We start from the raw sequence: 22,409 nt of genomic DNA on the forward strand, positions 1-22,409 counted from the left end.
GCTAGTATACACTAGCACTAAGCCCCAGCGATTAAGCTACTGCCTTGTTATGATTCAGAACACCACTTAGGAATCGCTATCACTGGCATCTTATCTATCGCCTGATGAAGTTCTGAGTAGATCCCATAGTTTCGCCCCGTATTCCCCGCATTAGAGTGCCCTGTTATCGCATTTTGAATATCCTCACGCATCACCTTCCTTGCCTCTGTAATGAAGCGATGGCGGAACGCATGTAGCGGTTTGAGTGTGTCAAAATGTTCGATATTGAGCGTCATAAACGCCTCTTTGAGGTGCCTTGCAACCGCTAGATGATACTTAGCCTTATTGTTTGCTTTGAGCACCGGAAACAAACGGCCATCAACAGGCAAAGAGTGAAGGTAATCGAGTAATCCCAACTCGATGAGAGATCGACATACTGGCACTTTCCTTGATTCACCCGTCTTAACGGATTGGTCGTCCCTCACCTCTTGGATATGGAAAAACCATAGCTGTGGGTCGTCCTTATCCTGCTTAATGTCTTTCACATAGAGTTGAGCAATCTCTTCAGCCCTTGCTCCTGTATAGGCTAGGATAACGGGTAACCAGTAAGGTGCCTCACCATACCTTGCTTTCTGAGCATCTGTTCGAGCTAGAAAAAGTGGTAAGGAAAAAATCTGTGATAGCTCAGTGTTTGAATAGCCCGGATCTCTCACTGTCCTGACTGTTTCTTTACCCGGAGAGACTTGGTGACACGGGTTTTTCGGCAAGATATCCAATTTCACCGCTTGCTGGAAATAGCCTGAGATAAGCTTAAGCTCCTTATCAGCGGTATTGATGCTAACCCGAGCCAACCCTTGCTTATTTGCTATCTCAATTTGCTTCTTAAAGGAGAGATCTCTGACATCATGTGTTGGCTTACTGGGACATTGAATGATCCAATTGAAGAAGTTACGCATATCAATCTTTTGGATTTGACCTATTGGCTTAGTGCCGAAAAACTCGATGAGTCTGTTGCATGGTCGATTGCGGTCTGCTTGCCATGACTTAAAGGCCGTCTCACCTAAGATGAGACTTTTTTGAGTATTAACCCATTCAATCAAATGAGAAACGGTAGATGATGTTGAGACATCCCCTCGGATAGCCATATCATCAGGAACGACTTCTAACCCTGATTCAGCAAGTGCAGCACGACTGTTATCAGCAAAATCCTGCACATTCCCTGAGTCACTTCGTGGCATGAACAGTGGCTCGAAGCCTCTATTTCGCTCCCGTCGTGTATATACTTCTAGGTCAAATGCAGAATTACACAGCCTAATAATAGCTTCAGCTAATTTGACGGAGAGATACAGCCTAGCGGCATGGGAAAAGAGTTGGCACTGAGACAGATTGAGAGCTTCATCAACGAAATCGTTCATGTGACTCATGAAGCGTTGTTCTGCTGATTGCTGGTGGATAGTCCCTTCAGCGTCATTTAACGCCTCTAACGGATCGCTAAACCACTCTGCCATCGCTTCAAGGCCATCGGATGTCTCTAGGGTATATCGAGCGAGGATATCTGGCTGGCTTAATCGTTGACGTTCATTAACGAACCAATGACTCACGATAGCATCTAATTGGGCAGGGTTAACTTGCTGCTCTCGTTCTTGATTATCGTAACGCAACTGGGCATTAGCCGTGATAGCTTCAAACTCTGCAACAATGACTGATGCCCGAGATTTTGCTTCTGCTGCGTCCTTAGTTTCAAGACTTCTTTTAAGCTCTGTTTTACCGTCTAAGAAAGGCCGTAAATGTGCAGGAATACCTTTGCGGATTTTCCACATTCCAGACTTCGGATCTCTGCGAGGTTGGATCATAAATGCCATCGTTTTGTACCACCCTTTTGTACCACCTTAAGGTGCCAAAGGTTGGTTAGCCATTGGATTAAGCAACTATAATTCAATAAGTTTTTGATAGAAATGAAAAAACCCGACCATGTGATCGGGTTCTTAGAATTTGGCGGTGAGAGAGGGAGTCGAACCCTCGATACGTTACCGTATACACACTTTCCAGGCGTGCTCCTTCGGCCACTCGGACACCTCACCATATGTCGATTTATGTTAGCGTGGTTAATCTTTCACGTTCAAGAATCATTAACGATTTTATATAGCCCTGCCGAGAGGCTTTCATCGTTAACGGAGCGGTACTGTACGCAAAAGCCTAAAGGGGGTCAAGTAAAAAAGACTCAGTTTCAGGCGGTTGCACAATTGCTAAACAAACCGACGTGATTTCTTGAATCTTTTCACCGTTTTATACCGTTAATTGACGGTAAATTTGTGCACTTCTTTTGACATTGAATTCGCGTCAAACGTCAGGGCTTTGGTCAGCTCCCTAAGCTCATCGGAGATCCTTTGAGTATTAAGGTAAATCTCACTGATCTTCAGTGCATTACGATTTACGTCTTCGGATACCGCCGATTGCTCATGAGTTGCTGTAGCAATTTGCTCGTTCATGCGGTCAATAATGTCTACTTGCTCCACAATACGTTTCAATTCGATACCTGCCTGTTCAGCTTCATGGACACTGCTATTAGCCTGAGCTAATCCTCTGTCCATGGCTTTTACTGCAATGCTCGCTCCCGCCTTCAATCTATCTGTCATATTTTTAATGTCAGAGGTCGAGGTTTGTGAGCGCTGCGCTAAACTTCGGACTTCGTCTGCAACTACAGCAAAACCGCGGCCCATTTCCCCTGCGCGGGCAGCTTCAATGGCGGCATTAAGCGCGAGTAAATTAGTTTGCTCAGCAATACTGCTGATCACTTCAAGCACTACCACTATGCCGTGAATTTCACGGTCTAAATCGTTAATGGCTTTAGAAGCTCCACTAATATCGTCGGCTAACGCTTTGATCGCTTTGCTGGTTCGGCCGACTTCGAGGTTGCCTTCTTTAGCCTCTATATTGGCAGCGGAAGACGCTTCGGATGCCTGCACTGCATTGCTGGCAATCTCGGCCACTGTTGCGCTCATTTCTGTCATAGCGGAGGCCACTTGTTCTGCCTCACTGTGGCCCGCCATCACATCTTGCTCCATGGCATGGGTACAGAGATCCATTTGCGCCACAGCTTGTTGCAATCTAGCGCCACTGGAACGTACATGTAGGATCACTTTTTCAAAATCACTCATCATGTCGTTAAAGGCGATGGCGAGTTCACCGAATTCATCGGAGCTAGAGTGAGTCAGACGCACACTTAAGTCGTAATGTTTACGGGCTTGCGTGATGGTCGAATATAAGTGATGCACACTGTCATGCAAATAACGGATAACAGATAGACTCAATATCAATACTATCGCCAATACTGAGATTAAGGTCGCGAGCACTAAGAACATTTTCTCATTCGCTAAGGTTAATCTTTCATGGGTGGTATTAAGTAAATCTGCCGAGACTTGCTGTTCAAACTCACGTAATAGCTCAATCCGCGCCGTCGATTTACTGAACCACTCTTCGGGACTTTGTTGCAGGATTTTTTGATTATCTTGCTCGAATGCGATTTGACGTAACAGCTCAACGTCATGCATTGCAGCTGAACTCTGTAAACGGTTAAACGAGGATAATAAATCAGAATTTGCTAGCGCTAAAAAACGCTCTTGATATGTATTTTGCTCCGAAACCAAAGTGATAAATTTGGCATAAACCTTAGGCTTAAATCCAGCTTGGCCAAAGGTTGAGCTGAGTACCGCCCTTTCAATCCCCGCCCTTTCCTTTAATTGCAAAAAAGCACTAAAAGCCGTCGCTTTAATGGCGATTTCTTGATTCGCACCCGTTTTTGCGGTTTCATCGACTATTGTCAGTAATAACTTATTTAACTCAGTGTAATAGGCAACTTCATCGGCGACACTGATACTTAAACTATCCACCTGCGAGCGGATTGCATTTAAACGCCCGAGTTGAGCGTTTAGCTCTCTAAGTTTTGGGGCAAATATCTCCGGCAGATGATTCTCAGTGATAAAACGCTGATAGAGGCCGAGCTGCGTATCCGTTAATTGTCTTTGATCAGGTATTTTACCCGCAAACGCTTTTCCTGCTGAGCCAATAAATCCAGCACTCATGCCGCGCTCTTTTTGTAACTCATGCACTAAATTACTGTTGGTGACGGCTAGCTCGCTTAATTGCACCACTAAGGTTAAATCTTTTCTATATTCATATTTTTCAATGAGGTAAAGCGTGCCACATAAAAAACAGGCTAACAGTGGAGGCAAGACAACCATTAATAATTTTTGTTTTAGACTGAGATTACCAATCCATTGCCATTTCATAGAAATATCCTTTTAAACTGAGTTTTAGATCCAAACACCGAACACTAGGTATAGCATAATATCAACCGTAGGACGACTAAGGTTTATGGAAATTGCGCAAGCTAATAGCCTGATAAACGAGGATTTCCCCCATATTCCATCAATTGTTTAGATTTTGCTAATCGCAGAGCAAACTTGAGAAACGTCAAACAAGGATCAGATAGAAATAAAAAACGCATTGAAAATTCCAATGCGTTTTTCTAGAGAAAGGAACACTTAATACTGTGACTGAAGATGACTCTAACTGAAAAGCTGTGGGAATAATCCCTTCACACCAGCCGCAATGACTTCGATACCAATAGATAACATCAAGAGTCCCATAAGACGGGTAATCACGTTAATACCCGTTTTGCCGAGGATCTTATAAATGATAGATGCCATTCTAAACAGGCCAAAACTCACTAAACCAAACACTATCACAGTAATGAACATCGCAATAATGTTCGACAATGAATTATGCTCAGCGGCAAAGACAATCACCGAACTGATAGCGCCAGGTCCCGCCATCAGTGGCAAAGCCAAAGGCACAACCGCCACAGATTCCATCGCCGAGGATTCGCGGTCTTCCTCTTGGTTACGCTTCACTTCACCTAACTTACCTTGCAACATTGACATCGCAATAATGGCAATCAGGCTGCCACCAGCAATTCTAAAGGCAGATAACGAAATGCTGAACATATTCAGAATGTGCTGCCCCGCCACAATCGTGACTAAGAGAATCACCACAACCGCAAAGTTCGCTACTTTACCCGTGTGATTCCGCTCAGCCTCCGTTTGATGGCTGGTTAAGCTCACAAACACAGGCAACAAGCCAACCGGATTAATGATGGCAACGAGGCCAAGAAAAAATTTAACGTAAAGAGTTAACTCCAAGGGACTATCCTTATGTGCGTGTCACGCCGTCTTCATCAAAATAAGCTTGAGGGCAAGTATAGTATCTCAAGCGCTATTGACTGAAAAATGAGATTTTTGAGGTTAAATCACAACTTCGAATAATATTTAGTTATCGAAGCCGATGCATTTTCAGCGCAATTTTAAACAAACAAGTCACCCTAAGTGTAGTTTTATTACATAAAAGCACGATATTGTCGTTGATATCACACTTTCAACGCGGCTTTAGGTGTAATTTTCTACCATAAAGAGGATTTAGTGAATGCCTTGATTCACTAAATCTTTTTAGGAGTATTAATCATGACAGTGACCAATGCACAAGAACTGGATCTCATGGTCGAGCGAGTGGCCAAAGCACAAGCCGAGTATGCAACATTCAGCCAAGCGCAAGTCGATAAAATTTTCCGTGCAGCGGCCCTTGCCGCTGCCGATGCGCGTATCTCGCTGGCCAAAATGGCCGCTGCAGAAACCCGCATGGGTGTAGTTGAAGACAAAGTAATTAAAAACCACTTTGCCTCCGAATACATTTATAACAAATATAAAGATGAAAAAACCTGCGGAATTTTATCTGAAGATGTCACCTTCGGTACTATTACCATTGCTGAACCCGTAGGCATTATCTGTGGCATAGTCCCCACCACGAACCCCACATCGACCGCGATATTTAAAGCCTTAATCAGCCTTAAAACCCGTAACGCAATCATCTTCTCGCCCCATCCTAGGGCCAAAATATCGACCACAACTGCAGCAAAATTAGTGCTTGATGCTGCCATAGCCGCGGGCGCGCCCAAAGACATTATTGGTTGGATTGATGAACCCAGCGTTGCACTATCGAATCAATTAATGACTCACCCTAAGGTGAATTTAATCCTCGCAACGGGTGGCCCTGGCATGGTGAAAGCCGCCTACTCTTCCGGTAAACCTGCTATTGGCGTAGGTGCGGGTAACACGCCTATTGTTATCGATGAAACCGCCGACATCAAACGCGCAGTCAGTTCGATTCTCATGTCAAAAACCTTCGATAACGGTGTGGTTTGTGCGTCAGAGCAAGCGGTAATTGTGGTCGACAGTATTTATGAGCAGGTTAAAGAGCGTTTCGCAACCCACGGTGGCTATATGCTGTCGAAGGATGAAGCCGCGGCGATGCAGCAGGTCATTTTAAAAAATGGTGGCTTAAATGCCGATATCGTTGGCCAAAGCGCCGCCAGTATCGCGCAAATGGCGGGCTTTGAAGTGCCGCACTGGACCAAAGTGTTGATCGGTGAAGTCACCGATATTTGCGACAGCGAAGCCTTCGCCCATGAAAAATTATCACCACTGCTTGGTATGTACCGCGCCATCGACTTTAACGATGCCATGGATAAAGCTGAAGCTTTAGTCGCACTCGGCGGCATTGGCCACACATCAGGGCTTTATACCGACCAAGATACCCAAACCGAACGTGTACATGCCTTTGGTTTTAGAATGAAAACGGCGCGTATCTTGATCAACACCCCAGCTTCACAGGGCGGTATTGGCGATCTGTACAACTTCAAACTGGCACCTTCGCTCACTTTAGGCTGTGGTTCTTGGGGCGGCAACTCGATTTCAGAAAACGTTGGCCCGAGTCATCTAATCAATAAAAAAACCGTCGCTAAGAGGGCCGAAAACATGTTGTGGCATAAGCTTCCTGCATCTATCTATTTCCGCCGCGGTAGTTTGCCCATCGCGCTCGAAGAACTGAGCGATAAAAAACGCGCCTTAATCATCACAGACAGATTTTTGTTCAATCACGGTTATTGCGATGAAACCATGCGGATTTTAAAAGCCCAAGGCCTTGAAACCGAAATTTTTTACGATGTTGAAGCCGACCCCACCTTAGCCATAGTCCGTCAAGGCGCTAAGGTCGCTCAAAGCTTTAAACCCGATGTGATAATTGCGCTCGGCGGCGGCTCACCAATGGATGCGGCTAAGATTATTTGGGTGATGTACGAGCATCCAGATGTGGATTTTGCCGATTTGGCGCTGCGTTTTATGGACATTCGTAAACGTATCTACAAATTCCCTAAAATGGGCACCAAAGCCATGATGGTAGCAATTCCTACCACCTCAGGTACTGGCTCAGAAGTCACTCCTTTTGCGGTAGTGACAGACGAAATTACAGGTAAAAAATACCCGATTGCCGACTATCAACTCACGCCCAATATGGCGATTGTTGATCCAAATCTTGTGATGGACATGCCTAAATCCCTCACCGCCTTTGGTGGCATAGATGCGGTGACCCATGCATTGGAAGCCTATGTTAGCGTGATGGCTAATGAGTACAGTGATGGCCAAGCGCTGCAAGCCCTCGATTTACTGTGCAAATATTTACCCGATGCCTACAACTTGGGCTCACAATCACCTGTCGCCCGTGAAAAGGTCCACAATGGCGCCACTATTGCGGGTATCGCCTTTGCTAACGCTTTCCTTGGGATTTGCCACTCAATGGCACACAAACTGGGCGCCGAGTTCCATCTCGCCCATGGCCTAGCCAATGCGCTGCTGATCAACAACGTAATACGCTTTAACGCAACGGATCTGCCCACTAAGCAAGCGGCCTTTAGCCAATACGACAGGCCAAAAGCCCTGTGCCGTTATGCTGCCATCGCAGATCACTTGAAACTAGGCGGAAAGACGGATGAAGAAAAAGTCGAAAAATTGCTTGAGAAAATCACACACCTCAAGAAGACGATTGGCATTCCTGCTTCTATCCAAGAAGCCGGTGTCAACGAAGCCGACTTCCTCGCCAAGTTAGATGAATTAGCCGAAGATGCGTTCGATGATCAATGTACCGGTGCCAACCCACGTTACCCATTGATTAACGAGCTGAAACAACTGTTCCTCGATAGCTATTATGGCCGTGACTATAGCGACAACAACTAGGTTATCGCCTGCCAATGCTAGGCTCGTGCTTAATAAAAGCCGCGCGACATAAATGAAGAAGCCCTCGAATGAGGGCTTTTTATTGCGTGATGTTCCGTGGATGACCTAATTAAGGAGTCGATGCGTTAATCGATCGCACGCAAAATGACTTCACTAGCAGCTAACTCAACTGGGCATCACTCACTTACGATCACTAAGCTGAACATCACAACAAACTGTGACTAACGCTGTGCCAGTACATAATCAATGGCGCTGGTGATGGCTGCAACCTGCGCCAGATTACATTCGGCAGGCGTGGCCGTTGGGCTATCTGGGTACACTTCTGTCGTTGTGTTATAGATACAGCCAGTGACACTGCTGCAAAGCCCTAATGACTTAAGCGGATAGTTAATCACCCCGTGCTGCACCACAGTCGAGCCAATGATCTCGCCTTTCTCATCGGCAGGAGCAATGTGCGTCACTTTGCTCACGCCATCAATAATGGCTTTTTGGAAAGCATCCATTGAATGTTCGGTATCACCCACAGCATAAAAACCATCTGGGATAGTTCCTTTGACGTACTCTTTACCATCACGGGCGCAAAGCGCTGGACGAAATTCTAATTCATCTGAATCAGTGGTTTCATGTAAATCCACATGCACATCAAAATCTTGCTCTACGGATGCGACTAAGGCCATCAAGGCCGCCGATTCTTCCGCTGGACTATTGGCATAAAATGAGCGATTAGGATCGATAGCCTTAGGGTTCCAACGGTTGATGGTTTCGTAACCCCAAGGACTCACGCACACGGCGATGACAAGATTGACGCGATCAACATAATGAGCCGCCTTATCCGCTAAAAATGCCAAGGCACCATGAACACCGCTGGTTTCGTAACCGTGCACGCCACCAGTCACGAGCACGGTTGGCTTTTGTGGATCAAACTGCTGGCTTTTTACCGCAAATAATGGGTAACGATCGGCATTAATCGATAAGGCGCCATATTGCACAATGCCAAACCCAAGCGTAGATAGCTTTGCTTCCATCGCCTTGAGTGGCGTCACGACATCGTCCTGATACGAACGCTTGATTTTGGCGCTTGCAAGCCATGCAGCTTTTTCAGCCTCGCCCCATTTTTCGCCTACGGTGCCGATGGGATAAAATGTTAAATTTGCCATAATTCCTCTATTTTTAGTTCTATTCGGTAAAGTTCTTTTTATTCAAGTTCTTTGCACTCTAGTGCTTTCGTTCAAGCTCTTTTCGCTCAAGCTTTTTCGTTGAATTACTATTCAGTCGAATGATAGTGCTCGTGTTCGGATGATAAATGAATACAGTCAACCTAAAGCAATAGCTGCATGGGAATATCACGGATCCCGCCGCGTTCTCGCTCGGGTCCAAGAGGCACAAAGCCAAAGCCTAAGTACACAGCCTGCGCATTCAGCGCCGAGTTCACGGTAAACACCCCCGGATTGCCTTGGGCTAAACATTGAGCTTTGGCATGTTCCCACAGCATTCTCGCCACGCCTTGCCCCTGTGCATGGGAGGCGACAAAAAGATGGTACAAGTGGCTATTCGCCTTCATCCCCACTACGCCTGCGAGTTGGCCTGAGTCCGTTATGGCGACATGGTACTGATAACCCATAGCAAAGTAGCTACCAATCGCCTCTATCGACATGGCATTGACTAAGATTGCAGTGCCCTCAGCAGTGCAAGTTGGGGCGATAAATTCTTGGGTTAATTGAGTGAGTAATACGCTTATTTCAGGGATATCAGTTAAGGTTGCGGCTCGAATTTTCATCTTAACTCCTTGATTAAAAACATTTCATGACACAATAAAAAGCCAGAACAAAGTCTGGCTTTTTAAGATACTGAATCAAAAGGCACTTAATCAAAATACATTTGGTCAGAAAACGCTTAGTTTAAATACAGACTAAAAATACTGTGATTGTCAGTTGAGCATTAAATGACTCGCCGATGATAATCCTATCAGGGCGAGCCTTGCTTCTATGGGCTTTCGTCGCTGCAAAGCCCATAAACGCACTGGTCGTTATTGCTTAGTCCAGCGATCCATCCAACCGAAGACATTAGCATACCATTGCTCTAAGTTTTCAGGTTTTAAGATCCAATGGTTTTCATCAGGGAAAATCAATAACTCAGATGGGATCCCTTTGCGCTGCATAAAACTGAATGCCGCTAAACCTTGACCATAAGGGACGCGGAAGTCCTTCTCACCGTGGATAACCAGCATGGGTGTTTTCCAGTTTTCAACATAATTCACTGGGTTAAACTTCTCATATAACGCTTTGTTATCTGAATAAGTGCCACCAAACTCATGCTCTGCGAACCACACTTCTTCGGTCACGTAATACATAGAACGCATATCGAACAGACCCGCGTGGTTAACTAAGCACTTGAAACCGTCGTTCCAGTTACCTTGGATCCAGTTCATCATGTAGCCGCCGTAAGAACCTCCGAGCGCACAGGTGTTTTGCGGATCGAGCCATTTTTGTTGCTGGCTCACCGCTGCTAGGCCTTTTTGCAGATCTTCTAATGGCTTACCACCCCAATCTTGGCTGATTGAATCAGTAAAGGCTTGGCCGTAACCGGTAGAGCCGTGGAAATCCACCATGACGACGCCATAACCCGCACCCGCCCATAATTGGGCATTCCAACGACCACTGAAGGCATTACCAAATGAACCTTGCGGCCCACCGTGAACGAGATAGGCAATTGGGTATTTTTTCCCTTCTTGGAAATTCGCCGGTTTGATCCAGTAACCGTAAACGTCTTCGTTATTCCAACCTTTAAAGCTGAACTGTTCAAACTTACCAAACTTGATCTCGGCCAATTTGTCTTTATTCACTTCGGTTAGACGTTTAAGCCCTTCACCTTCAGTCGTAATGCTATAGAGATCGCCCGGTTCAACTAAGGTTTTGCTATCGAAAATCAGTTGTTCGTTAGTGACCGCAATTAAACTGTTCGTACCATCACTGTAGACAGAACGCACATCGCCAAATTGGGTATTCACTTGGAAAATAGAGACTTGACCTAAGTCTTGTGCCGTCACATACAAGGTACGATTGTCAGGAGCAAACATCAGTGAGCTTGGGCTGCGATCCCATAATGGCGCCACTTCTTTGGTTTGGCCTGTGCTAGTATCGCGCAGCATAATGCCGTAGCGATCTGCTTCAAAACCCGGTTTTTTCATCGCTAAATAGGCCATGTAACGACCATCGCTCGAAAATGTTGGTTGCGCATCCCATGCAAGATTGTCTTTAGTTAAGTTAGTTGCGGTGCCGCCAGTGACGGGCACTTGCCACAAATCATAGTTAGTGGTCCAAGCTTGATCTTTGCTGGGGGCTTTCGCGCTATAAACCACAAACTTACCGTCTGGGGTGAAGGTCACTTCTTCCATACCCGAGAAAGGTTTTGGCGGCGTTTCAGTATCTAAACCTTGAGTCACATCCACTACTTTAGTGAGTTTCTCACCGTTTACCGCACCAACAAATAAATGGTTACGGGCGTGGTCTTCCCACGTATCCCAATGGCGAACCATTAACTGCTTGTATTCACGGCCAGTCGATTTACGCTCAGCTTCGGCGGTAAATTTATCCTTTGAGCAAGCTAAGTCCTTACACTCGGGGAATACCCGCATGCTGAGTACAACTTGTTTACCGTCGTTTGATAATTTATAGCCATCAATATCCAAAGGTAAATCAGAAACTTGTACCGCTTCACCGCCCGTTAATGGCAGTTGAAATAACTGGCTTGAACCACTGCGACTAGCAAGGAAATAAATCGACTTGTCGTCATTGGCGAAGCTCACATCGTGCTCTGTGCCCGTGGCAGAGGTCAATTGCAGTGGTTTCGCCTTCGTGTCTATCAAATCTAATAGATACAGATCCGAGCTGGCCTCTCCTTTATCGTTTACCGTTTTAAGACCATAAACTAATTTAGTGCCATCGTGGGACACAGTCGCAGAGTGCATCTTATTGAGTTTAATGAGTTGTTGCACAGTAAAAGGCGTTGGATCGGCCGCTTGGGCTGATAACGCCAGTCCTGCAGCGCCGAGCGCCAATAGGAGAGGAGCTATTTTCATTGTTATGTCCGTTTTTGGTTAAACTGGTTCGATAGTTGCGCCAATCATTGCAAGGGTTCTACTGAAATTGCAATAGTTCTACTGAGTTGCAACCGCACGAATGTTAAAAAACGATCTGAGATCGTATCTTTCGAAGATAAGCTTGCCACACTATCGAAACAAAAACGCTCAGGCAAGCCAAATGGCGAACCTGAGCGTATTTTTTTGTGACAAAATGTCAGTGGCGCAACGTTTTACCTCAAGAACAGATATCAGAACTCAAACTTAAGCTGTTTTGCTTAAAAAGCCATCAAGTTCAATCCGCTGCATCCCAACCTTTACGCTTTCGCGTTAGCAATATTCACTTTCCAAATTGCTGGGCCAGTTTCATGGGCGTTCACACCATGTGAATCCACAGCCACAGTCACTGGCATATCTTGCACATCAAACTCGTAAATCGCTTCCATGCCCAAATCAGCAAAGGCCACGACGCGAGAATGTTTAATCGCTTTAGACACTAAATACGCAGCGCCGCCAACGGCCATCAGATATACCGCTTTGTGTTTTTTGATCGATTCAACTGTCGCAGGGCCGCGCTCAGCTTTACCTATCATGCCCATCAAGCCAGTTTTCTCTAACATTAAGTCAGTGAATTTATCCATACGAGTTGCTGTGGTTGGGCCCGCAGGGCCGACAACTTCAGTACCCACTGGATCAACTGGGCCAACGTAGTAAATAAACTTACCGGTAAAGTCCACGCCTTCTGGCAGACCTTCACCGCTTTCAATCAGGCTTTGAATGCGCTTATGGGCAGCATCGCGACCTGTGAGCATTTTACCGCTCAGCAGAATGGTTTCACCGCTCTGCCACTGCTCGATATCCGCTTGAGTGACAGTATCTAAGTTAACGCGGCGCACATCATCACCCACTTCACGGGTAATTTCTGGCCAATCGGCCAATGATGGCGGCGTTAATTCCGCAGGACCTGAACCGTCTAAATGGAAATGTACGTGGCGTGTGGCCGCGCAGTTCGGGATCATCACCACAGGCTTTGACGCCGCGTGGGTAGGCGCCGATTTGATTTTAACGTCTAATACTGTGGTTAAACCGCCAAGACCTTGTGCACCTATACCTAAGTTGTTCGCGCGCTCAAAAATGTCTAAACGCAGCTTTTCTTCGGTCGTTTGCGCGCCACGGGCCATCAACTCATGGATATCTACACTTTCCATCAGTGCTTCTTTGGCTAATACGGCCGCTTTTTCCGCCGTGCCGCCGATGCCTATACCCAGCATACCCGGTGGACACCAGCCCGCCCCCATAGTCGGTAGCGTTTTTTCTACCCATGCAGCGATATCGTCAGATGGGTTTAACATCACCATCTTAGCTTTGTTTTCACTGCCGCCGCCTTTGGCTGCAATCGCCACTTCGATGTGGTTGCCAGGCACCATGTCGATATGCACCACAGATGGGGTGTTATCTTTGGTATTTTTACGGCTGCCCGCAGGATCTGACACTATTGATGCGCGCAGTGGGTTATCAGGATTGGTATAGGCACGACGAACACCTTCGTCGACCATTTCCTGAATCGTCATATCGGTTTTGTCCCATTGGACACCCATACCCACTTTCACGAAAGTGGTCACAATCCCAGTGTCTTGACACAGAGGACGCTTACCTTCGGCCGACATACGCGAGTTAATTAAGATCTGGGCAATCGCATCCTTCGCCGCCGCACTTTGTTCACGCTCATAAGCTTGGCTCATGGCATCAACAAAATCCTTCGGGTGGTAATAAGAAATGTATTGCAAAGCATCCGCCACACTTTCAATAAAGTCGGCTTGTTTAATCACAGAAGTTTCAGACATTTTATGGTGAGATGACATAGTAGGAGCGCTCCAGCAGCCTTTGCGGCCTAACTTGTTTTTGTTTAATTCTTTCTGGGCCAATATGATACTCTTTCACATCTTTTTGGGCTACATCACATTTTGAATAGGGTTAATCGATGGCAATTAGGGCGTCAAAACAGCTTGCATCACGCCAACTTGACTGGACATTAAGTACCGCAGCACTGTTCGAACACTTTGCAAATGACACTTGGGCAATTCTGTTAGATTCGGCGAACGCGCCGCATCAAGACGCCAGATTCGACATCATTTGCGCCAATCCTATCGCAACGTTAGTGACTCAGGGCGAGCGTAGCTATATAAAGCTCATCGATACGAGCTTGAGCTTACCCGAGGCAATAGACCCAAACCGTGATCCCTTCGAGTTACTCAACACTTTATTAACCCATTGGTATTCAAAATCTTTTGATTGTGATTTGCCCTTTAGTGGTGGCGCAATGGGCAGTTTTAGCTACGATTTAGGCCGCAGAATTGAATCACTGCCGATAACGGCCAAGCAAGATATACAACTGCCAGAGATGAACATCGGCTTTTACGACTGGGCGTTAGTTTTTGATTACCAAGCCCAGTGTTGGTATTTATTGCACTATTTAGGTGAAGCGGCACTCGACATTGAGTTGAATAAAATTCAAGATAAAATCACTAAAAAGCCAAATTCCGCCGCATTCATGCTCACTAGCCCATGGGCAGCACAAATAGACAAAGCTCAATATACGGCCAAATTTGCAGCAGTTCAAGCCTATTTGCACAGCGGTGATTGCTATCAAATAAATTTAACCCAAAGATTCGAAGCCCATTATCAAGGCGATGAGTGGTCGGCCTATAGCCAACTGCGCAATGCCAATAAAGCGCCCTTCTCGGCCTTTATGCGTCTGCCGCAAAACACGATTTTGTCGATTTCACCCGAGCGCTTTATTCAGCTTCGCGGTGACGATATTCAAACCAAACCTATCAAAGGCACACTGCCGCGTCATACCGATCCCGCATTGGATGTGAAAGCCGCCAATACACTGGCAAACTCACCAAAGGATCGCGCCGAAAATGTCATGATTGTCGATTTACTGCGTAATGATATCGGCAAAGTGGCGGCAGCAGGCTCAGTACGTGTACCGCATCTATTTGAGATTGAAAGTTTTCCTGCGGTGCATCACTTAGTCAGTACGGTGACTGCCAAGCTTGATAGCCGATTCACGGCGAGTGATTTGCTGCGTGCAGCGTTTCCCGGCGGCTCAATTACCGGCGCACCGAAAATTCGCGCCATGGAAATTATTGAAGAGCTCGAACCTTCACGGCGCAGCCTTTATTGTGGATCTATGGGTTATATCAGCCAAGACGGTCAAATGGATACCAGTATCACCATTCGCACTATTGTGGCAGAACAGGGCAAACTCTATTGCTGGGCTGGCGGCGGCATAGTGGCGGATTCTGAAGTGGATGCCGAGTACCAAGAAACCTTTGATAAGGTCAGCCGTATTTTACCTTTGCTTGGCGCTGCGTCACAAAAGCCGTAAGCTTTAATACTAAACAGTCACGAGAACGTCGATGGATCAAGCGGAATTTAGACTCAGATTTAATCTGCACCCGTTAGCGCGGCAAGATCCGGCGGCCTTCCCTCACCTTGGACTGCGCAAAGCCGCGGTGTTGATCCCACTGCTGGAGATTAACGGTGAGCTGAATCTAATTTTAACCCAAAGACCTATGCATCTGCGCGCCCATCCGGGGCAGATCAGTTTCCCCGGCGGTAAAATTGAGCCCTATGATATTGATGCGATTGCGGCCGCGTTAAGGGAAGCAGAAGAGGAAATTGGACTATCAAGGCATAACGTCGACGTGGTGGGCACGTTTCCAGCCCATAATACCTTCACAGGGTTTGAAATCACTCCTGTGATAGGCATTATCAAGCAGGCATTTGATTTAAAACTCGATCCCGGTGAGGTAGCCGATTGCTTTACCGTGCCATTAAGCTTTTTTATTGAACCGAATAATCGCCACCAAAAACGCTTTTTACGCCAAGGGCGCTATTACAGCGTGCATTTTATTCCCTATCAACAACGGTTTATCTGGGGTGCGACTGCCGCGATTATCGACCATCTGTGCCGCCAATTAAGCATTCCTGCCGATATCCTCTGACTTCACTTGCCATTACTAAACCGCCACAAGCCAACAGGCTAGCTTAAACCACCAAATGGATATACAAACCGGCGACAATAGAGGTTAACAGCAACATGGGAATATTAAACCAATAACCCATACGACTGTGGTGGGCGACATAATAGTTAAACGCTAAACTGACCAAACTAATACCGCCACAAACCCAAATCAAATACTGCAATAATTGGGTTTCATGTGGATCCCAATGGACTCTAAATGTCGCACCACGGGTTAAATAATCGCCAACTTCGCGATCGGGTCTCGCGTCACCAAACACTAATAGCGCATAGACGGCAATTGCCCAGCCTAAAATGGATAAGGCCGCAAGGATAATTTGAAATATTCTAGTCTTGCTCATACCGCCTCCCGCCGTTTAACTCACTATATCGCTCAATATCGATATTATTAACCTCAGGATACCTTTTTCAGCTTGAGAAAAGCCACCAGCAAGGTAATATAAACCTCCAAAATTTTCATATAAAACGTTTCGTTGGAGAATTAAGCAACAATGAGCATTGCATCTGTCGCATCTGTATTTAAAGGTGAGCACGCCGTCGGTTCTAAAGTCACAGTGCGTGGCTGGGTCAGAACCCGTCGTGACTCTAAAGCCGGCATCTCTTTTTTAGCTGTTTACGACGGCTCTTGCTTTAATCCTATCCAAGGTGTCGTGCCCAATAGCTTAGATAATTACGACAACGAAGTGTTAAAGCTGACTGCGGGTTGTTCTGTTGTGATGACAGGCGACGTGGTGGAATCTCCTGGTGCAGGCCAAGCATTTGAGCTGCAAGTGACTGAACTTGAAGTCGCTGGCTGGGTTGATGATCCAGACACTTACCCAATGGCCGCTAAGCGTCATTCAATTGAACATTTACGCGAATTAGCGCACTTACGCCCACGTACTAACATTATTGGTGCCGTTGCTCGCGTACGTAACTGTCTATCCCAAGCGATTCACCGCTTCTACCACGAAGAAGGCTTTATTTGGGTATCGACCCCACTTATCACAGCATCAGATTGCGAAGGCGCCGGTGAGATGTTCCGCGTATCGACCTTAGATATGGAAAACCTGCCGCGTACTGAAGCAGGTAAAGTCGATTACGATAAAGATTTCTTCGGTAAAGAAGCTTTCCTGACCGTATCAGGTCAGTTGAATGCTGAAACCTACGCCTGTGCACTGTCAAAAGTGTATACCTTTGGCCCGACTTTCCGTGCTGAAAACTCAAACACTAGCCGCCACTTAGCGGAATTCTGGATGGTTGAGCCTGAAGTCGCCTTCGCTAACTTAAACGACATCGCAGGCCTTGCCGAAGCTATGTTGAAATACGCATTCAATGCCGTATTGACTGAGCGTATGGACGATTTAACCTTCTTCGCCCAACACGTTGATAAGACTGTGATCGACCGTCTGCAATCTTTCGTTTCAAGCGATTTTGCTCAAGTGGATTACACTGATGCGGTTGAAATTCTGCAAAACTGTGGCAGAACCTTCGAGTTCCCTGTGTCTTGGGGTATCGATTTATCTTCTGAGCATGAGCGTTACTTAGCCGAAGAACACTTCAAAGCCCCTGTGGTAGTGAAGAACTATCCAAAAGATATCAAGGCCTTCTACATGCGCTTAAACGATGACGGTAAAACCGTTGCCGCGATGGACGTGTTAGCCCCAGGTATTGGTGAGATCATCGGTGGCTCTCAACGTGAAGAGCGTTTAGACGTGCTAGATATGCGTCTAGACGAAATGGAACTGAACCAAGAAGATTACTGGTGGTACCGTGATATGCGCCGTTATGGCACAGTGCCACATGCAGGTTTTGGTCTAGGGTTTGAGCGTTTAGTGTCTTACGTGACAGGCGTAAACAACATTCGTGATGTTATTCCTTTCCCACGTGCACCGCGCACTGCGAACTTCTAATCTCCCTTAACTTGGGACTGCATAGCTAAGACATCTCTATTAAGCCTTAGCAAAACGAAAGGAGCTGAATATTCGGCTCCTTTTTTGTTCGTCCGTTTTAGTCACATCATGCGGCAAAAAACCATTAATCCGCCAGACTCAACGCCTGCGCAATATATTCCGCGACTCGCTTGGCAGCAATATCATCGATTGACACCAACTTAATATGACGACGAAATTTGCCACTGCCTTCAAGTACCTGATGTGGATCGCTAAGATTCGCGCCTAAGCTAAACTCCAATGAAACATGCTGTTTATAGGCAAACACACCACCAAAACTGGCTTTGGTGCTAAAGAGTATACCGCCGTACTTAACGGCTTCAGTAATGGCCCGCGACGATGTGGTAGCGGCGGTTTTGACCTCCTGCCTCACCCCCTGCACTATTTCAAACAGACTCGGGCTGATACATAAAATATCTTCTAACAGTTTTTCAAGTTGCGGCTGATCTTCCATCATGATCTCTTTACCTCTCATACAAGCAAGACTATCCCAGCGCGATTGTAGCGCGCTAATCGGACTGAATAACACCCTATTGAAGCATCCCCAAGAAATAGAATAGTGACGTGCAAATAAAAAGGCCAAGCGTGGAGTACGCTTGGCCTTTTGCTGGAGTTGTCCAACTTAGCAAGGCTAAGTCACACGGATTAACACTGTGCCCTAGATTAAAACCCCTTCACACCGGCCATATCAGGGAGATGATGAGCAATCCCCTTGTGGCAGTCGATACAGGTCTTTTCGCCGCTTGCCAGTGATGTTGAGTGCATCTGCGCCGCTCTGGGTGATTGGCGAGTAAAGTCCATGTAAGTGAAGTTATGGCAGTTACGACACTCGAGCGAATCATTGGCCTTTAACCTTGCCCACTCATGTTCTGCCAGTTCACGACGCTTATCTTCAAACTTCTCACGGGTATTAATCGTCCCAAAAACCTTACCCCACACTTCCTTAGATGCCTGCATCTTACGGGCAATTTTATCGGTCCAGTTATGCGGTACGTGGCAATCAGGACACGTCGCCCGCACGCCACTGCGGTTAGTGAAATGAATCGTCGTCTGTAGCTCTTGATAGACGTTATTTTCCATCTCATGGCAACCAATACAGAAAGCTTCTTGGTTGGTCACTTCTAGGGCAGTGTTAAACCCGCCCCAGAAAATCACCCCAGCCACAAAACCACCTAAGGTCAAAAAACCTAAACTGTAATGCACACTCGGACGATTGAGTACCTGCCAGATTTTTTTCAGTTTATCTAACATGCTAACTCCTAGTGTTTTTTCTGCTCAGTGTTGGCTTTGATCAGATGTTCCATATCCACAAAGTCGTTTTCGACCAGTAACTTGGCATCTAACTGCGGCACATGACACTGAGTGCAGAAATAGCGGCGCGGCGATAACTCGGCTAAGAAGTTATTGTCCCTGTCCATAAAATGCGTGACGCTGACCATAGGCGCTTGCGAATCCCCAATGCGGCTACGAGCATGGCAAGCCATACACTTGTTCACTTTAAGATCAAGCTGATAGCCGTCGATCTTGTGTGGGATCACCGGTGGTTGCATGGGATAGCTGCGCACTTCCTTCACATCGGTATTACGCACACTTTGCATCGCAGGTGGCGTAGGCTCGACATTGATAGGCGCTTGGCGCAGGGTATCAATTTTATCTTCGGGTATACTGGCGGCAGACACACTTGTCATGATGAATGAGCCAAATACCAATAAACCGATCGCTGAGACTAATTTTAGGGTTTTCATCGTGTTCTCCTTAAACCTTGACGATCTTCACCGCACACTTTTTAAAGTCAGTTTGTTTTGACAAGGGATCTGTCGCATCTAAAGTGACTTTATTAATGAGCTGGCTAGCATCAAACCAAGGCACGAACACTAAACCCACGGGCGGTTTATTGCGGCCACGGGTTTCGACTCGGGTCTTAATTTCACCGCGACGGGACACCACGCGAATTTCATCGCCACGGCGCAGACCGCGTTTCTTCGCATCTTCGGGGTGCATAAAACATACGGCATCGGGGAAAGCACGATATAACTCAGGCACACGTTGGGTCATAGAACCCGAATGCCAGTGTTCCAACACTCGACCCGTCGACAACCAGATATCATATTCTTCATCGGGCGCTTCTGCGGCAGGTTCATAGGGCAGCGCGAAAATCACCGCACGACCATCGGGATGACCGTAAAACTCAAAGCCCTTACCCGCCTTAACATAAGGATCTGTGCCTTCACGGAAGCGCCACTTAGTTTCTTTACCATCGACCACAGGCCAACGTAGACCATGAGCCTCATGGTAAACATCAAATGGGGCGAGATCGTGGCCATGGCCGCGGCCAAAGGTCGCATATTCCTCGAATAAGCCTTTTTGGACATAGAAGCCAAAATGTTTAGCCTCATCGTTCAAATACTTAGGATCGGCATCCGCAAGCGGAAACTTATCGACATGGCCATTTTGATATAGGACTTCGAAAAGCGTTTTGCCTTTGAACTCTGGATTGGCGGCTAATACGTCCTTTGGCCACACTTCATCTGTGGTGAAACGTTTTGCAAATTCCATCAACTGCCACAGATCCGAATGGGACTCACCCGGTGCCTGTACCATTTGATGCCAGAACTGAGTGCGACGCTCGGCGTTACCGTAGGCGCCCTCTTTTTCCACCCACATAGCAGTGGGCAAAATCAAATCGGCAGCTTGAGTCGTCACCGTCGGATAGGCATCGGACACCACGATAAAGTTGGCAGGGTTACGGTAACCCGGTAAACCTTCTTCATTGATGTTTGGGCCCGCCTGCATATTGTTGTTCACTTGCACCCAGTAACAATTCAAGTCGCCATCTTTTAGACGACGGTTTTGCTCAACGGCGTGATAACCGGGTTTAGGTGGAATAATGCCGCTTGGGATCTTCCAAATGTCTTCGGCATGCTTTCTGTGTTCAGGATTGGTCACGACCATATCGGCGGGTAAGCGATGGGAAAACGTCCCTACTTCACGGGCCGTGCCACAGGCTGATGGTTGACCCGTCAAAGAGAATGGACTGTTACCTGGGGTTGAAATTTTACCCATCAAGAGATGAATGTTATAAATCAGGTTGTTACACCACACACCTCGGGTATGTTGGTTAAAACCCATGGTCCAAAATGAGGTCACTTTGATATCGGGATCGGCATACAGCTTGGCCAGCGCAATCAGTTTATCCTCGGGCACGCCCGACAACTTACTGACTTTTTCGACGCTATAATCCGCCACGAAGGCTTTAAAGGTCTCAAAATCAATTGGGGTTGAATCCCCCGCCGTTTTAACATTTTTCGCTTTTTTCTCAAGGGGATGTGTCGGACGTAAACCATAACCAATATCTGTTGTGCCCTGACGGAAGTTAACGTGTTTCTTCACGAAGTCCCAGTTCACTTTATCATTCTGAATGATGTAGTTAGCTATGTAGTTCAAAATGGCTAAATCGGTTTGCGGGGTGAACACGATCGGCAAGTCGGCCAAATCGAAGGATCTGTGTTCAAAAGTCGACAACACGGCCACTTTTACATGGCTGGCACTGAGACGTCTGTCTGTCACTCGACTCCAGAGGATCGGGTGCATCTCCGCCATATTCGAGCCCCAAAGGACAAAGGCATCGGCGGCTTCCATATCGTCATAGCAACCCATAGGTTCGTCGATACCGAAGGTGCGCATAAACCCGACCACAGCTGACGCCATACAGTGACGCGCATTCGGATCGATATTATTCGAGCCAAAACCCGCTTTCATCAGCTTAACGGCAGCATAACCTTCCCACACTGTCCATTGGCCCGAGCCAAACATGCCCACAGCGGTTGGGCCCTTGGCTTTAATGGTCTCTTTCCATTTTTGCGCCATGATGTCAAAGGCACTGTCCCAACTGATGGGCGAAAACTCACCGTGCTTGTCGTATTTGCCATCTGTCATCCGCAGCATAGGCGTGGTTAAGCGATCGCTGCCATACATGATTTTCGACAGGAAATAGCCCTTGATACAGTTGAGCCCACGGTTCACTTCACTGTTGGCATCGCCATGGGTGGCAACCACTTTGCCGTCGCGAGTTGCGACAATCACGGAGCAGCCCGTGCCGCAAAAACGGCAAGGGGCTTTATTCCACTCTAATTTGGTTTGTTCTGAGCTGGTAATTAAGTTGCTTGCGCCAGCGGGCAAGGCTAAACCAGCGGCGCCTGCCGCGGCAATCACCGCATTGGCCTTAATAAAGTCACGTCTGTTCATAT

The 22,409-nt window shown here is 46.8% G+C and carries 16 protein-coding genes and 1 tRNA gene; 4 read left to right on the forward strand and 13 right to left on the reverse strand.

The window, feature by feature from the left end:
• Positions 1–47: 47 nt before the first annotated feature.
• The 4 genes from L5M10_RS12545 to L5M10_RS12560 all read right to left on the reverse strand — a co-directional run bounded on the left by L5M10_RS12545 (position 48) and on the right by L5M10_RS12560 (position 5,180).
• Positions 48–1,832 carry a DUF6538 domain-containing protein gene (locus tag L5M10_RS12545; RefSeq protein ID WP_263255374.1) on the reverse strand — a complete coding sequence of 595 codons (1,785 nt, stop codon included), beginning with the start codon at positions 1,830–1,832 and terminating at the stop codon, positions 48–50.
• A 140-nt stretch (positions 1,833–1,972) separates the two neighbouring features.
• Positions 1,973–2,060, reverse strand: a tRNA-Ser gene (locus tag L5M10_RS12550).
• Positions 2,061–2,273: 213 nt separating this feature from the next.
• Positions 2,274–4,268, reverse strand: a complete 1,995-nt coding sequence (locus L5M10_RS12555) for a methyl-accepting chemotaxis protein (RefSeq protein WP_263166389.1) — start codon at positions 4,266–4,268, stop codon at positions 2,274–2,276.
• Between the two features lie 279 nt (positions 4,269–4,547).
• Positions 4,548–5,180, reverse strand: a complete 633-nt coding sequence (locus L5M10_RS12560; protein ID WP_006081420.1) for a YchE family NAAT transporter — start codon at positions 5,178–5,180, stop codon at positions 4,548–4,550.
• A gap of 318 nt (positions 5,181–5,498) precedes the next feature.
• Here L5M10_RS12560 and adhE point away from each other — a divergent pair, with 318 nt between their 5' ends.
• Entirely contained in the window at positions 5,499–8,102 is a 2,604-nt protein-coding gene (gene adhE / locus L5M10_RS12565) for a bifunctional acetaldehyde-CoA/alcohol dehydrogenase (protein WP_263166391.1), read from the forward strand.
• A 221-nt stretch (positions 8,103–8,323) separates the two neighbouring features.
• On the opposite strand, the gene L5M10_RS12570 is transcribed toward adhE, so the two are convergent.
• The 4 genes from L5M10_RS12570 to L5M10_RS12585 all read right to left on the reverse strand — a co-directional run bounded on the left by L5M10_RS12570 (position 8,324) and on the right by L5M10_RS12585 (position 14,042).
• The gene (locus tag L5M10_RS12570; RefSeq protein WP_263166392.1) at positions 8,324–9,259 is read right to left on the reverse strand and encodes a M14 family metallocarboxypeptidase; all 936 of its coding nucleotides are present in this window, start codon (positions 9,257–9,259) and stop codon (positions 8,324–8,326) included.
• A gap of 161 nt (positions 9,260–9,420) precedes the next feature.
• Positions 9,421–9,879 (reverse strand): GNAT family N-acetyltransferase, encoded by a 459-nt coding sequence (locus tag L5M10_RS12575; protein ID WP_263166393.1) that lies wholly within the window; start codon positions 9,877–9,879, stop codon positions 9,421–9,423.
• A 249-nt stretch (positions 9,880–10,128) separates the two neighbouring features.
• Positions 10,129–12,180, reverse strand: coding sequence for an alpha/beta hydrolase family protein (locus L5M10_RS12580; protein WP_113939551.1), 2,052 nt, complete (start codon positions 12,178–12,180; stop codon positions 10,129–10,131).
• Positions 12,181–12,497: 317 nt separating this feature from the next.
• Positions 12,498–14,042, reverse strand: a complete 1,545-nt coding sequence (locus L5M10_RS12585; RefSeq protein ID WP_113939706.1) for a fumarate hydratase — start codon at positions 14,040–14,042, stop codon at positions 12,498–12,500.
• 119 nt (positions 14,043–14,161) lie between these two features.
• Between L5M10_RS12585 and pabB the strand changes: the two genes are divergently transcribed.
• Positions 14,162–15,574, forward strand: a complete 1,413-nt coding sequence (pabB, locus tag L5M10_RS12590) for an aminodeoxychorismate synthase component I (protein WP_263178579.1) — start codon at positions 14,162–14,164, stop codon at positions 15,572–15,574.
• A 31-nt stretch (positions 15,575–15,605) separates the two neighbouring features.
• Positions 15,606–16,193, forward strand: coding sequence for a CoA pyrophosphatase (locus L5M10_RS12595; protein ID WP_219233693.1), 588 nt, complete (start codon positions 15,606–15,608; stop codon positions 16,191–16,193).
• Between the two features lie 43 nt (positions 16,194–16,236).
• Here L5M10_RS12595 and L5M10_RS12600 read toward each other — a convergent pair whose 3' ends face one another.
• Positions 16,237–16,572, reverse strand: a complete 336-nt coding sequence (locus L5M10_RS12600) for a hypothetical protein (RefSeq protein WP_263166396.1) — start codon at positions 16,570–16,572, stop codon at positions 16,237–16,239.
• A 150-nt stretch (positions 16,573–16,722) separates the two neighbouring features.
• On the opposite strand from L5M10_RS12600, the gene asnS reads away from it, so the two are divergent.
• Positions 16,723–18,123 (forward strand): asparagine--tRNA ligase, encoded by a 1,401-nt coding sequence (gene asnS / locus L5M10_RS12605; protein ID WP_263166398.1) that lies wholly within the window; start codon positions 16,723–16,725, stop codon positions 18,121–18,123.
• Positions 18,124–18,247: 124 nt separating this feature from the next.
• Here asnS and L5M10_RS12610 read toward each other — a convergent pair whose 3' ends face one another.
• From L5M10_RS12610 to napA, 4 genes are all read right to left on the reverse strand, one after another.
• Positions 18,248–18,619, reverse strand: a complete 372-nt coding sequence (locus tag L5M10_RS12610) for a DUF1801 domain-containing protein (RefSeq protein ID WP_263166400.1) — start codon at positions 18,617–18,619, stop codon at positions 18,248–18,250.
• A gap of 206 nt (positions 18,620–18,825) precedes the next feature.
• A complete protein-coding gene (locus tag L5M10_RS12615; RefSeq protein WP_028760143.1) occupies positions 18,826–19,413 on the reverse strand; it encodes a cytochrome c3 family protein in 588 nt (195 codons plus the stop codon).
• Positions 19,414–19,421: 8 nt separating this feature from the next.
• Positions 19,422–19,907 (reverse strand): nitrate reductase cytochrome c-type subunit, encoded by a 486-nt coding sequence (locus L5M10_RS12620; protein WP_028760144.1) that lies wholly within the window; start codon positions 19,905–19,907, stop codon positions 19,422–19,424.
• Positions 19,908–19,917: 10 nt separating this feature from the next.
• Positions 19,918–22,407 (reverse strand): nitrate reductase catalytic subunit NapA, encoded by a 2,490-nt coding sequence (gene napA / locus L5M10_RS12625; RefSeq protein ID WP_263166573.1) that lies wholly within the window; start codon positions 22,405–22,407, stop codon positions 19,918–19,920.
• Positions 22,408–22,409 lie beyond the last annotated feature (2 nt).

This window comes from Shewanella sp. SM32, assembly GCF_025654235.1.
In the GTDB taxonomy this organism is placed as follows: Bacteria; Pseudomonadota; Gammaproteobacteria; order Enterobacterales; family Shewanellaceae; genus Shewanella; species Shewanella oncorhynchi.

Coding starts and splice junctions, on each gene's coding strand:
- L5M10_RS12615 (WP_028760143.1), bottom strand. CDS start 19,413: ATGTTAGATAAACTGAAAAAAATCTGGCAGGTACTCAATCGTCCGAGT.
- napA (WP_263166573.1), bottom strand. CDS start 22,407: ATGAACAGACGTGACTTTATTAAGGCCAATGCGGTGATTGCCGCGGCA.
- adhE (WP_263166391.1), top strand. CDS start 5,499: ATGACAGTGACCAATGCACAAGAACTGGATCTCATGGTCGAGCGAGTG.
- L5M10_RS12555 (WP_263166389.1), bottom strand. CDS start 4,268: ATGAAATGGCAATGGATTGGTAATCTCAGTCTAAAACAAAAATTATTA.
- L5M10_RS12570 (WP_263166392.1), bottom strand. CDS start 9,259: ATGGCAAATTTAACATTTTATCCCATCGGCACCGTAGGCGAAAAATGG.
- L5M10_RS12610 (WP_263166400.1), bottom strand. CDS start 18,619: ATGATGGAAGATCAGCCGCAACTTGAAAAACTGTTAGAAGATATTTTA.
- L5M10_RS12620 (WP_028760144.1), bottom strand. CDS start 19,907: ATGAAAACCCTAAAATTAGTCTCAGCGATCGGTTTATTGGTATTTGGC.
- L5M10_RS12595 (WP_219233693.1), top strand. CDS start 15,606: ATGGATCAAGCGGAATTTAGACTCAGATTTAATCTGCACCCGTTAGCG.
- L5M10_RS12545 (WP_263255374.1), bottom strand. CDS start 1,832: ATGATCCAACCTCGCAGAGATCCGAAGTCTGGAATGTGGAAAATCCGC.
- L5M10_RS12575 (WP_263166393.1), bottom strand. CDS start 9,879: ATGAAAATTCGAGCCGCAACCTTAACTGATATCCCTGAAATAAGCGTA.
- L5M10_RS12580 (WP_113939551.1), bottom strand. CDS start 12,180: ATGAAAATAGCTCCTCTCCTATTGGCGCTCGGCGCTGCAGGACTGGCG.
- pabB (WP_263178579.1), top strand. CDS start 14,162: ATGGCAATTAGGGCGTCAAAACAGCTTGCATCACGCCAACTTGACTGG.
- asnS (WP_263166398.1), top strand. CDS start 16,723: ATGAGCATTGCATCTGTCGCATCTGTATTTAAAGGTGAGCACGCCGTC.
- L5M10_RS12585 (WP_113939706.1), bottom strand. CDS start 14,042: ATGTCATCTCACCATAAAATGTCTGAAACTTCTGTGATTAAACAAGCC.
- L5M10_RS12600 (WP_263166396.1), bottom strand. CDS start 16,572: ATGAGCAAGACTAGAATATTTCAAATTATCCTTGCGGCCTTATCCATT.